Annotated in this window: 9 protein-coding genes; 8 read left to right on the top strand and 1 reads right to left on the bottom strand. The window is 35.4% G+C overall.

The genetic code is table 11. The annotated features are described in order from the left end of the window. The first annotated feature begins 78 nt into the window (after positions 1-78). From C4H12_RS02585 to C4H12_RS02570, 4 genes are all read left to right on the top strand, one after another. Positions 79-1284, top strand: a complete 1206-nt coding sequence (locus C4H12_RS02585) for an acetate/propionate family kinase (RefSeq protein ID WP_106097534.1) — start codon at positions 79-81, stop codon at positions 1282-1284. A gap of 89 nt (positions 1285-1373) precedes the next feature. After that, positions 1374-2081, top strand: a complete 708-nt coding sequence (locus C4H12_RS02580) for a hypothetical protein (RefSeq protein ID WP_106097533.1) — start codon at positions 1374-1376, stop codon at positions 2079-2081. Between the two features lie 302 nt (positions 2082-2383). Further along, on the top strand, positions 2384-3775 hold the full coding sequence (locus C4H12_RS02575; protein ID WP_106097532.1) for an arginine decarboxylase: 1392 nt from the start codon (positions 2384-2386) through the stop codon (positions 3773-3775). Positions 3776-3793: 18 nt separating this feature from the next. Further along, a complete protein-coding gene (locus tag C4H12_RS02570; RefSeq protein ID WP_106097531.1) occupies positions 3794-4720 on the top strand; it encodes a DUF4421 family protein in 927 nt (308 codons plus the stop codon). A 2-nt stretch (positions 4721-4722) separates the two neighbouring features. Here the strand turns inward: C4H12_RS02570 and C4H12_RS02565 are convergent, their stop codons facing one another. Continuing rightward, positions 4723-5400 (bottom strand): hypothetical protein, encoded by a 678-nt coding sequence (locus C4H12_RS02565; protein ID WP_106097530.1) that lies wholly within the window; start codon positions 5398-5400, stop codon positions 4723-4725. 415 nt (positions 5401-5815) lie between these two features. Between C4H12_RS02565 and C4H12_RS02560 the strand changes: the two genes are divergently transcribed. The 4 genes from C4H12_RS02560 to C4H12_RS02545 are packed head-to-tail and all read left to right on the top strand — an operon-like array spanning position 5816 to position 12844. Then, positions 5816-8851: a virulence factor SrfB gene (locus C4H12_RS02560; RefSeq protein WP_106097529.1), complete on the top strand. Its 3036-nt coding sequence runs from the start codon at positions 5816-5818 to the stop codon at positions 8849-8851. Between the two features lie 2 nt (positions 8852-8853). Beyond that, positions 8854-11643: a virulence factor SrfC family protein gene (locus C4H12_RS02555; protein WP_106097528.1), complete on the top strand. Its 2790-nt coding sequence runs from the start codon at positions 8854-8856 to the stop codon at positions 11641-11643. After that, on the top strand, positions 11615-12343 hold the full coding sequence (locus C4H12_RS02550; RefSeq protein ID WP_106097527.1) for a hypothetical protein: 729 nt from the start codon (positions 11615-11617) through the stop codon (positions 12341-12343). Before C4H12_RS02555 ends, C4H12_RS02550 begins: the two co-directional genes overlap by 29 nt. Before the next feature lie 3 nt (positions 12344-12346). After that, a complete protein-coding gene (locus tag C4H12_RS02545) occupies positions 12347-12844 on the top strand; it encodes a hypothetical protein (protein WP_106097526.1) in 498 nt (165 codons plus the stop codon). Positions 12845-12930 lie beyond the last annotated feature (86 nt).

Below are 12930 nucleotides of genomic sequence, written 5' to 3'. Positions count from 1 at the left end.
TCATTAGTTGCTAAAGCAGTTAGAATGCAGACAACTAATGACTAACTATTAAATACTAACACCTAAAATATACTAAAAATGGAAATTTTAATTATCAATTCGGGGAGTTCATCCCTTAAATATCAGTTGGTAGATTCGACTACAGGTGAGGCTAAAGCTAAAGGAGTAGCCGATCGTATCGGTATTGACGGCAGCTTTGTAAAATATGTAGCTGTAAAGAATGGTAAGGAAGTAGAAGTAAAAAAAGAACAGCCTATCCCTAACCACGAAGTGGCTATGGATATAGTAACTACCTTACTTACTGATCCTGAAGTAGGGGTTATCAAAAACCCAGAAGATATTAAAGCTATTGGGCACCGTACCGTACACGGAGGAGAGAAGTTTGTTCAGCCTACTATTATTACTGATGAGGTAATAGCTGAGATAGAGCGCCTTATTCCTATATCACCTTTGCACAACCCAGCATCACTTGAAGGAATACGTGCTGCTCAAAAACTTTTTACCAAAGCGACTCATGTAGGTGTATTTGACACTGCTTTCCACCAAACAATGCCAGCGCGTGCTTATCGATATGCAATTCCTAATGAATATTACGAAAAATATGGGTTGCGCTCATACGGGTTTCACGGTACCAGTCATAAATTTGTAGATGCTGAAGCGCGTAAATACTTAAACAACCCATACCTTAAGAATATTACCATTCACTTAGGCAATGGGGCAAGTATGGCTGCTGTAAACCAAGAGGGTAAATGCATAGATACCTCAATGGGACTTACTCCGCTTGATGGACTTATTATGGGCACACGCTCTGGACAATTAGACCCTTCTGTTGTTTTCTTTTTAGTAGAGCAATTAGGACTTAGCTTAGATCAAGTGAAGAACCTCTTGAACAAAAAGAGTGGTATGATTGGGCTTACAGGTTACTCGGATGCACGTGATGTTGCAGCTCTTTACCGCTCTGGAGATGCTAATGCTGCCCTTTGCTATGAAATGTATGGTTACCGTGTTAGGAAGTTTATAGGAGCTTATACAGCTGCTCTTAATGGAGTAGATAGTATAGTATTTACAGCTGGATTAGGAGAACATGATGCTCTTACCCGTTCATTTGCTTGTAAAGAAATGGAGTTTTTTGGCATCAAACTTGATGAGAAGAAAAATGAAGAGTTAAACCATCCTACAAAACCAGTTGAAATACAAGCAGCTGATAGTAGAGTGAAAATTTTGATAATACCTACTAATGAAGAATGGCAAATAGCTAAAGAAGTAGTAGGATTGGTAAAATAAGTCTCATAAAAACTATTTTTCAATAACTTTGCCTGAAATAAGTTCATATTTTTGGCAAAGTTTTTTTATAATAAATATGCTTTTTGAAGATGAAAAATCTGATAGTTTTCTTATTACTACTTAGTAATAGTATCTTTGCACAAATAGAAGGCGGTTTTGCTATTATAAAAGATAAAGACGGTTATGCAAATGTACGAAAAGAGAGAGATATCCATAGTAAAGTACTTAAAAAGCTGAATAACAATACTCTTATTTATGTTTATGAATATAATAAAAAAGAGGAAGGTAATTGGTTAAAAGCTGATGATGAAGGATACATCTACTACAATAGAGTAAAATGGATAAACAGACTACCTCAAATAGCCAAGGTTTTTCAAAAAGATAATATTGTTTATTTTCAAAGTAAGGGAATTAGCATCACCCTTACAGGACAAAAGTTTGATGAAAAAAAACATATCTTTACACGTGATGTTCAAGGAGGATTTATAAGCAAAATAGATGGAAAGGATTTTCAAGGTACTGATGGTAATATGCCTATAAAAGAGTATAAAAACATTGAAGTTGTTGTTAATAGAAAGCCTGTAGCTATCCCTAAAATTGCTTATAACGATTTGTATAATCCTAACCTTGATATGGCAAACTCAAACAACTACAGTTATAACACAGTTTATTACGATAAGGAAACAGATACGATTTATATAGTAACCTCAAATAGTGATGGTGCTGGAGGGTATGAGGTATGTTGGCAGATAGAAAAAGGTATTTATAAAGGCAGAAAAATAGCAAGAGGTTTTTGAAAAAATACTTTTTTCTATTCAATGTATTTGTAATTCAAAAATAATAATTATTTTTGCACTCGAATAGTAATATACTATTTCTGAATTATAAGATAATTTAATTACTAAAACCTTTGGTCGCTGAAAATGAACATTTTATTTTTAAGTTATTTTCACTCTTCACTCACACATTCATTGCAAGATAAGTTCAAGGCAAAACGCCTTTCGCCACTTCGTATCTGAAATCAGGTAATTTTAGGTTTTTTGATATTTTATATTGACTGCAAAAGAGATCAGTCACCTTTAAAAATTATACTGAACAGATGAAAAATAAATACATTGACTTAATTGACCAAACCTATTACTTCCCACAAGATGAATTTACCTTAGATAGCGATGAACTTCGCTTTCATAATATAGACCTAATGGAATTGGTGCGCCAATATGGTGCTCCGCTGAAATTTATGTACTTGCCTCGTATATCTGAAAATATACAAAGAGCGAAGAAATGGTTTGAAAAAGCTATTAAAAAACATAAATATAAAGGAGCTTATAATTACTGCTATTGCACCAAAAGTTCACACTTCAAACACGTAATGGTAGAAGCCTTGAAGAATGACATTCATATGGAAACTTCATCGGCTTTTGATATTAATATTATTAACAATCTTATTGGTGAGGGACTTATCACTAAAGATAGTCATATACTTTGTAATGGCTTTAAACGTGATGGGTACATTGATGGTATTGCTGATCTTATTAATAGAGGGTTCCATAACTGTATTCCTATTATTGATAACTATGAGGAAATTAATTTGTTTCAAAAGAAAATAAATGATTCATATAACATAGGGATACGTATTGCATCGGAAGAAGATCCACGTTCAGAGTTTTATACCAGTAGGTTGGGTATAGGATACAAAAATATTGTACCTTTCTACAATCGTGAAATTAAGGACAACAGCAAAGTTAAGCTAAAAATGCTGCACTTTTTCATCAATACTGGGATTAAAGATAATGCTTATTATTGGAATGAGTTACTGAAGTGTTTGCGTGTATATATTCAGCTTAAAAAAGTAGCTCCAGAGTTGGACAGCCTTAATATTGGAGGCGGGTTCCCTATTAAAAGCTCTTTAGCTTTTGAGTATGATTATGCTTATATGGTAGATGAAATTATTAGGCAGATAAAGATTACTTGTGATCAAGAAAAAGTACCTGTGCCTAATATCTTTACTGAATTTGGTAGTTTTACTGTAGGCGAAGCTGGCGGGGCTATTTATGAGATTATGTACCAAAAGCAACAAAATGACCGTGAGAAATGGAACATGATTAACTCATCATTTATTACTACCTTACCTGATACATGGGCAATTAACAAACGATTTGTATTACTACCTATTAATCGTTGGAATGATGAGTATGAACGTGTACTATTAGGCGGACTTACTTGTGATGGTGATGATTACTACAACAGTGAGCAGAATATGAATGCCATCTACTTGCCTAAATATAATAAAAATAAACCACTATATATTGGTTTTTTCAATACAGGGGCTTACCAAGATACAATTGGGGGTGTAGGAGGCTTGCAGCACTGCCTTATACCACAACCTAAAATTGTGCTTATCGATAAAGATGAGAAAGGTAATCTTACTTCACGCCTCTTTATGGAACAACAAAAAGCTGATGAAATGCTGAAGATTTTAGGATACTAACACAATAAGTAGCGGATAATGAGGTATATCATTAACTTTTTCTTATTGGTTACTACCATATTATGGGGGCAGGACAGTACCTCGGTAAAACGACATTCATACAAAGTGTGGGTTCGTCCTTCTATAAGTATAAATTATCTTTCAATAGATGTGGAAGATAGACCCTATAATGAAGTATTAGGCAACAAAAAGCTATTACCTAACTACCCGCTAACAGCTGGACTGGGAGCGGGTATTGATAATACTTACATCAGCTTTGATTACTCCAAAAATATAATGCCACTAAGGAATGTGAATACTTATGGCAAAACTACTTTTTTTGACTTCCAACTGCACAGTTTCTTGACTAAAAAACTGTTATTAGACTTCTATTATCAGAATTATAAGGGATTTTACTACGAAGATAAAGGCAAGGTATATTTGCTTACCGATACCCAAATACAACAGGTAGGAACTGAAGTACTCTTTTTTAAAAATTGGAAGCAGTTTCCTATTGAAAATGTATTTTCAGAAAAGAAAACAGTTATTGAACCTTTGCTGGGATGGTATGTAGGGGGTGGTGTGTATTATCACAAAGCGGCTATACCACTAGAATCTTTTGAAAATACTGATATTTTTAGGCATTTACAAGCAGGAATTAGCGGGGGTATTACTCTGCAATTACAACTATCAGAACAGGTTAGTTTTTGGGGCTTGGGTGGCTTGGGAGCTTATTTTGGCAGAGAACTATCATCGGTGAGTAGGCTGAAAGTGAAAGATTATATGAACTTTAGGGTATATAGCTTACTTAGTTATACTCATAAGAACTGGGCTTTAGAGTTCAGTGTGTTATATAACAACAAAAGACTTTACTTTAAAAACTCTGACCTGATGAGTATTAATAGTGAGACTTTTAAACTGAGTTACATCAGGAGGTTAAAGGTAAAATCAAAGTATAAATTGTAGATTTAACGGAATTTTTTAATAGCATCCTTTATGGCTTCGTCATAAAGGATGTTTTTTTTGCTATAAGTAGCGCGATAGTGCTTTAAGGAGGCTAGTACTTGCTTTTTCTGTTCGGGGGTAATGGTGTTTTGGGTTACCAATGCCTTGCGATACTGTGCCATTGCTTTGTGGTAGGCTATTTCAAACTCGGGTAGATACTCTGAAGGGGTATATTCATTGGTTAGGGCTATTACTTTATCAAATTTAAGGGCTGCTAAGGCTTTTTTGAGGTTGGGTAGTTGTGATTGGGCTAACGCTTGGTTACGAAGTGCTATAAAATCGGTTTCGGTGGAGGGATATTGAAGTAGTTCAGTATTTAGGTTAGCTATAATTTCGCGCCCTTTGGGATTGGTAGCTACCTGAAGATAGTTACTGATATTTCTGCGTAGGCTAACAAGTTGATTAAAATCAAAAGAAGTGATATCGGCTTTGTAATTGGTAGTTACTAAGCCATATTCAGCCCTGATGATGAGATAAAAGGCTTCAAGATTTTGGTAAGGGTCTTCGTTTTTTAATATATCGAGTGTTTTTTGGTAATTGTTGTTTTTGAACTCTTTAAGGGCTGATAGCATTTTATCATCGGTGGTTTGTGCTACGGCTGTTAATGATAGGCATAGGGCAAAAAGGGTAAGTATTTTCATTTCAAAAAGAATTAACATTTTGTGCTGCAAAAGTACAAAATATTTTTTAATAATCAAGTTAAGGGTTGTTTGGTTTCAGGGGTTAGGCAGCAGGTATTGATGTGCTTACTGAGCTGCAATAGTGAGATGACTATCCTTCGTTTATAGTTCGTTTATCCTTCGTTATTCGTTCGTTATTCGTTCGTTCAGGCTAAATTCATCTTAGATTGATCGTAGAGTCATCTTAGAATTATTCTTTAATTATTAATTAAGATTGTTGGTTGATTTATCAAGATGGATAGAGGGTAGCTGGGGGTATTGTGGAGTGTGGTAAAAATTTGGTAAAATTGAGTTTTTGGGGGTATTTTTTTCATTGTTAATTGATATTTTTTTATTAATTTTGCAGCCTATATTATTCAGTAACACTGAACACTTTATGAAAAGAATATCGCTCATTGCCAATTCTGGTATCCAATACATTAAATTCTCGACAGAGATTGATAAGGATTTTGGAAAACAGCCTGAAAATAAAATCTATTATCACGAACCTTTTGACAATAATACTGATGAGTTTGTGCTTGACCCCTTGCTGAAGCATTCGCAAGGAGGTGATGCTATTTACTATCGTTATCAGCAGCTATATGAAAATAACTTGCTGGCGAATGGGAGGATTAAAGATGAGGTGGATTTGCAGCAGCTTACGCCTGTATTGGTAGCTGAGGAGGATGGGAATTTGCGTCGTGCTTTGAAGGCTTATCAGCGCAAGTGGATACCTTTGCCATACTTTAAAGATAATGCTATTAATAAGGATTTGTTATTTCCGACGGATTGGGTGAGGGTATTTATCGATTGTGATGAGGAATTTAACTTAGCAAAAGTTATCATTGCGGTTGATACTCTTTTGGCTCAGAATGAGAGCGATAAGACAAGTCCGCAATTGAGTTTGAATATTGATGAGAATCTTTTCAAATTAGAAAAATCGGTATTAAATATTGCTAATGCTTTATCAGATCCTTATTTTGCTTCGGCTTGGATAGGGGGGTATTTGGCTGATGTGTATTATGGCAAGAATGAGGATGCGCGTTATGAGAAGCCTTACAAGCAGTATTTGGCTTCGTACTTACTGATAGTAAAATGGTTGGGAAGCTTAATGCAAATGCCAGAAATACAGCTTTTTACTGATAGAATGAAGAAAAGAGAAGTGGATTTGGTGATTGATATAGGCAACTCGGCTACTTGTGCGTTATTATTTGAGAATAGGGATGATAACTCATTTGATTTTGAGAGTGTGAAGAAGCTTATCATTCAGGATTATACTGAACCAGATAAGGAGTATGCGGAGCCTTTTCCTATGAATGTAGTGTTTTCGGAATCGAAGTTTGGTGATATTAATGATATATCGGACAATAAGAAATTTACTGTTCCGAGCTTAGTACGCATAGGTTGGGAGGCGGAGCATCTTATTAATGCATCGGTTACTGATTTGAGATTGGGATATGAATTAAAGACCTATAATTCAAGTCCTAAGCGCTATTTGTGGGATGATAGTGCTACTGAAAGAGAGTGGGAGTTTATCCCTAAAGGAGAAAAAGATAAGATAAAAAAGGTTTACCTAAATGGTATTACCAATCAGCTAAAAACCAATGGTGATTTAGTTAATAAGAATGAGATATTTGGCTCTAAACCTTTATACTCACGGAAATCACTGATGAAGTTTGTATTCTTGGAGATATTGGTACACGCAACAGCACAAATAAACTCATACGAGTTTAGGGAGGAACACGGACAGATGATGGTACCAAGAACACTGAAACGCATTACGATTTCGTGTCCTACGGCTATGATACAGGCTGAACAGGTAGCCTTACGCCAAGCTGCTGAAGAAGCTTGCTTATTATTAAAGAATTATGCAGCTTATTATTTTGATGATAATTATGAGGATTATTGGTTTGAGATGCCTGAAATAATTCCTAGTACTAATGATATCAAGAAAAGCCTCTCGCAGTTAGAAGAGCGTACTGATTGGACATACGATGAGGCTACTTGCTGCCAACTTGTTTTTCTTTACAGTTTGATTGTAAAGAAACTAAAAGGTAATAATTATGTGATTGACAATTACCTATTTAAGGGCAAGAATACATTTAAAGTAGCTTCGGTAGATATAGGGGCTGGTACTACTGACATACTGATTAACCAGTATCAGTTGGAAGAAAAAGGGAAGGACACGGATTTGCTTACCCCTACCCCACTGTTTTGGGACAGTTTTAAGTTTGCAGGTGATGACCTACTAAAAGACTTAATACAGAAAATTATTATTGAAGGTGAAATTAAAACCCCTGAAGATAAAGGTTGTACTGGTGTGATTCAGAACTATGGATTACAACAGGGGATAACTAATATATCGGAACGATTAAATAACTTTTTTGGTGAGGATGCTAATAATATCAGCTATAAAGGGCGAGTGATACGGCAAGCCTTTGTGCATCAAGTAGCAATACCAATAGCTTTGGCATACATCAAACAAGCTAATAAGGTAGAAGAACCTGCCCCTGAAAAGACTTTTGAAGAACTTATAGGCCGCAAATTCCAGAATACAGAGATGCTGAAATATTTTGAGAATCATTTTGGATTTAGCCTTTTAGACATACGCTGGAAGCTAAGTGCTGAAAAAGTAAATACGATAGTAGCCTCGGTATTTGATACGCTTATTAGGCAAATATGTGTGGTGTTCAATCAATATCAGTGTGATTTTGTAGTATTATCAGGCAAACCAGCATCGTTAAATAGTTTTGAAAGTCTGTTTAAAAAATACCTTACTATTTCACCTCAAAATCTTATAAACCTAAATACTTATTGGGTAGGGCGTTGGTATCCTTTTGCTGATGGCAACGGCTTTATTAATGACCCTAAGACAGTGGTAAGCGTAGGGGCTATTGTTGCCCTTATGGCAGGAAAGCTATTCAAAATACCTGATTTAAAGATTGACATAAAAGAAGTTAAGGAAAAACTGATTTCAACGGCTGATTATATAGTACGCACTAACAACAGCGAGAAAGAGATGATATTGAGTCCTAAGAGGAATGAAAGCGAACTGATAGTAAGCTCTTTGCCTTTTTATTTCGGCTATTCTAAGTATTTATCAAAAAACTACCCCTACTCAAACTTGTACAGTATTAGGATAGACGAGGCAGAGGTAGGTGTTAATGTAAGACGCAAATATAGTGGGCAAACGGAAGATTATATACAGAGACAAATAGAGGTAGAAAAGAATGCTATAAGGCAGAATCTGCCTCTTAAAACGCGTTTGGAACGCCCTTATGACGAGAGCAAGGAAGAAATTAGAGTAGAGAGTGTAGAAGACTCCGAAGGCAATGAAAAGCCTAATAAATACTTTAAGATACATTACCAAACCCTTGAAGATGAAAAGGGGTATTGGCTAGATAAGTGTGAGTTTATCCTAAATGTTAAATAGCAATGAGAAGCAATTATTCGCAACAAGATATAGAGGTAATCAAGAGTTTTATTCAGCAAAAAAAACACTTGGTACATACAACTGTGGAGTGGGTAGAGAGAAACCTAAAATACGAAGACCGCAATGAAGTGTTGCTACAACTAAAAGGAGCTGTTAATACTTTTAATAAGATACTGCAGAATATAGATTCTAAACCAGTAATGGCACTATTCGGTGCTAGCCAAGTAGGAAAATCATACCTTATTAAAAACCTACTGAGCACAGAGAAGAACCCTTTTGAAATACAGAATGGTAGTACTGCATACGATTTTTTGCAACATATAAATCCTGCTGGTGGTAAAGAAAGTACAGGATTGGTAACCCGATTCACTATCAAACAAGAGGTGAAATACTCTGAGTTTCCAGTAAAAGTAAAACTGCTAAACGCTAAGGACATTCTTATCATTATACTTGATGCTTTTTTCTTAGACCTTAAGAAGATTACAACTTTTATTAGCAAACGGGATCTAGAGGCTCATATCAAGCGATATGAGTTGCAAAGTGCTGCAATACAACAAGAACACCTTACTGAGTTTGATATTTTAGAAATTAAAGAATATTTTGACCACCACCTCTCTAAGCATACCATATTATTTGAGGGATTGGTTGAAACACGCTTTTTTCAACGTATTGCTAAAATCATTGCTCAATTTGACTACACACAGTGGAGTGGTATTTTTGAAGTATTATGGAATAAAAACGAACACCTTACTCAGATTTTCAATTCTATTATTGAAAAACTACACAAACTTAGCTACGCTACAGAAGCTTACCTAAAATTTGACACTGTATTGCGTGAACAAGGGGGTATTTTAGATGTAGAACGTATCAAGCAATTAGAAAAAGTACATGATGAAACTATAGTAAAAACTGCTATAGGTAATGAGGTAAGTATTGATATAAATTATTTATCAGTACTTATTATGGAACTCATTTTCTCAATACCTGAGGGCTTAGTCCATAGCAAACGATTCCTACAAAACTCAGATCTATTAGATTTTCCTGGAGCTCGTACCAGATTGGCTATTGAAGAGGCAGGTATAGCTAATGAAGATAACCAAAAGCAGATGCTTATACGGGGTAAAGTGTCATATTTATTTAACCGTTATTCTGACGACTATAGCATCAATAACCTACTGTTCTGCAATAATGATAAGCAATTAGAAGTTAATGAGCTCTCATATTTGCTATTTAACTGGATAAGCAAGAATATAGGAGAAACCCAAGAGCAACGCAGCCTTACTTTAGCCAATGCTTCAATACCTCCTTTGTTTGTAATATATACTTTCTTTAATGAACAGCTATATTACAAAGATGGAGCTGATAACAATTATTTAAACGACTACACTGCTCTTAACCACAAGTGGATAGCACGCTTTAATGCTATATTTGAGGGAGAGATAGTTACTAAATCACGTAATTGGCATACCCATTGGGCATTACAATCACCTTGTTTTAAGAATATGTATTTGCTAAGGGATTTTAATTACTCTAAGCATACTTTTAATGGTTTTGAAACTGAAAAAGAAGAAACAGAATTGCGTCCTGACAGAGTGGACTTTATGAATGCCCTACGCAAATCATTTATAGAATTTGATTTTGTAAAGAAACATTTTGACACTCCCGAAGCTGCTTGGGATGCCGCAGCCCAAACAAATGCTGATGGCTCACAACTTATAGTTGAAAACTTAGAAAAAGTATCAAATAATTTTATTAAAATAAATCACTATATTGCAATACTGAATGAAACTCTTCTGCAGCTTAAAACTGTACTTAACAAATACTTGCATACTGATGACGTACAAGCTATGCGTAACAAGAATATGCAGTTAGTAACCCAGTTTCAATTACAGTTTAATAGGGCTCTTACTCTTGATTTTTCATTGTTTAATAAGTTTATTGAGCAACTAAGTGTTACTCCTATTCAGCTATACAATCTGCTAAATGAGCATCTTATTATTGATGTAGAAGAAGAAACACACAACAATTTAAGTGATGCTGCAATTCTTTTCACACAATACCCAGAATTACAGAATGCTACTACCGAAGAAGAAGTAGTAAATATCCTTAAAACTAATATGTGGCTTAGTAGCAAGGAAGAGGTAGAAAAACAATTAGAAATATACAACATTAAAATAAGTGATTTATTTACTCCTGCCAAAACCAAAACTAAAGCTGAACACTATACCGAACTAATGTTAGAGACTTGGCGCAAACAGTTAACTAACAATCCTTTTACCGAATTTACTCAGTATAACATTACCAAAAGTAATATTGAAGCTATTACCGAGCACTACCAAACCATTATCAAAAAGCGCAATATAGTAGATAAATTAGTAAAAGTGTTTGACAATATGGTTTCTGAAATTAAGGGTATACAAGGTGAAGAAGTGTTTATGGCTGAAACTTTTGCCTTATTACTAAATGATATTATCTATAATTTTGATATGCAGTTTATCAGTAATGATGAGGCTCGTGAAATTAAAGAAATGCTAAAAGACAAACCTCATGCTTATTTCTTGCGCGAGAATATGACTGATGATAATACCATTGCTGCCCTTTTCGACAATACTAAAATGGATGTGAATACCATTGCCCTCGAGAAGTATAACCGATGGATGGAGTTACTCCGCATTTCACTGCTTATCAATAGTGGGTTTGTTAATTATAACGAAACTGAAAACAATACTCTTAAAGCTCTTTTAGAGCAATATACAAATTTTGATGAAAAAGTTTTATTCTCTCTCAACTGATAGTTTCATACCTATTTCACACGACAACAAGCACCTTTTCAATACTTATGAATTGGTGAATAACTTTGTACGCACTCGCTTCTCTGGGGCTTACAAAAACATACTTGCTAAACCTATACTCCAAAACTACACTGTTGATTGGTATTCACCTTATAATAATTTGCAAGAAACTATAGATGTGCAAACCCAACGCAAATACTTTGCCTTTAAGGACGAACTCCAAAACCACATCAATAGCCTATCACAAAGTGCCGATCCTAATGATCGTAATTGGGCTGGCTTATTAGCTAAAGTATTTCATCAGCAAGATAATAAGCTTTTTAGCAATGGTAATGACCTATGCATTGTATGGGGGTGGGCATTTAAAAATGACCAAATCAAGCGTCCTAATATAATAGAAGAAGAAGCTGAAATAACTCCTACCGCAGAAATCCTTCCTACAGATCCTACTCCTATACCCCAAGAACCCATTACACCTATAGCCGAAGAGCCTACTCCTATGGATGAACCTCTACCCGAAGAGGAAGAAATTATTGAAGAAGAACCTCTTCCTATTGAGCCCGAGCCTATAACAATACCTACTCCTAAAAAATCATTTTTAGGGTTCCTCAAAGAGTTTGCTGCTATTTATGGATGGCTATTAGTGTTACTTTTGGTGCTTATATGCCTTACCTTTTTCTATAAATCTCTTATCTATTAAGCTATGAAAAACCGTTTCTTTTACCGATATTGGTGGTTGTACTACCTACTCTTTTTCTTGTTATTAGGTCTGCTTATATATGCTATATTGTGGGAACCTCAGTGCAAAAATGCTTACCCCTCCCCCACCTCACCTCAACAGCAAACACAAACACCTCCTCCTAGTGCCGTAGCCGATCCTTCCACTCCTACCCCACCAGCAGTAGTCGATTGTAATTCCGAAGTAAATTCAGGAGGCTATGGGCGTACCATAACCACACACCGATTAGGCAGCACTTCTGGTAAGGTCGTAATCTGGTATGAAATGTACACTGTTGCCGATAGGCTTACTGTTTTTTATGATAACAAAATAGTAGCCTCTACAAAAGATTTAGTAAGTGGAGAAGGCTTCTTAGAGTTTAATTACTCCGCCACACAAGGTAAACCCCAAGAGTGCATTGTCGAAGTATATGGTCCCGATACCCAAACCGAATGGGAATACCAGCTTAATTGCCCTCAATAACTTTCTTGCCCTCACCCAAGCTTAAAGAATCTAAAACAACAATTACACTCACCAAATAATTATACTACTTGATGAACGAACGAATA

The sequence above is a fragment of the Capnocytophaga sp. oral taxon 878 genome (genome assembly GCF_002999135.1).
Classification (GTDB): domain Bacteria; phylum Bacteroidota; class Bacteroidia; order Flavobacteriales; family Flavobacteriaceae; genus Capnocytophaga.
The sequence above is the reverse complement of the archived record's forward strand: the minus strand, read 5'-3'. Positions and strand labels throughout refer to the sequence as shown.

What these genes read in the sequence shown, in the direction of transcription:
- C4H12_RS02570 (WP_106097531.1), top strand. Translation starts at nt 3,794, where the DNA reads ATGAGGTATATCATTAACTTTTTCTTATTGGTTACTACCATATTATGG.
- C4H12_RS02550 (WP_106097527.1), top strand. Translation starts at nt 11,615, where the DNA reads ATGAAAAAGTTTTATTCTCTCTCAACTGATAGTTTCATACCTATTTCA.
- C4H12_RS02555 (WP_106097528.1), top strand. Translation starts at nt 8,854, where the DNA reads ATGAGAAGCAATTATTCGCAACAAGATATAGAGGTAATCAAGAGTTTT.
- C4H12_RS02545 (WP_106097526.1), top strand. Translation starts at nt 12,347, where the DNA reads ATGAAAAACCGTTTCTTTTACCGATATTGGTGGTTGTACTACCTACTC.
- C4H12_RS02580 (WP_106097533.1), top strand. Translation starts at nt 1,374, where the DNA reads ATGAAAAATCTGATAGTTTTCTTATTACTACTTAGTAATAGTATCTTT.
- C4H12_RS02585 (WP_106097534.1), top strand. Translation starts at nt 79, where the DNA reads ATGGAAATTTTAATTATCAATTCGGGGAGTTCATCCCTTAAATATCAG.
- C4H12_RS02575 (WP_106097532.1), top strand. Translation starts at nt 2,384, where the DNA reads ATGAAAAATAAATACATTGACTTAATTGACCAAACCTATTACTTCCCA.
- C4H12_RS02565 (WP_106097530.1), bottom strand. Translation starts at nt 5,400, where the DNA reads ATGAAAATACTTACCCTTTTTGCCCTATGCCTATCATTAACAGCCGTA.
- C4H12_RS02560 (WP_106097529.1), top strand. Translation starts at nt 5,816, where the DNA reads ATGAAAAGAATATCGCTCATTGCCAATTCTGGTATCCAATACATTAAA.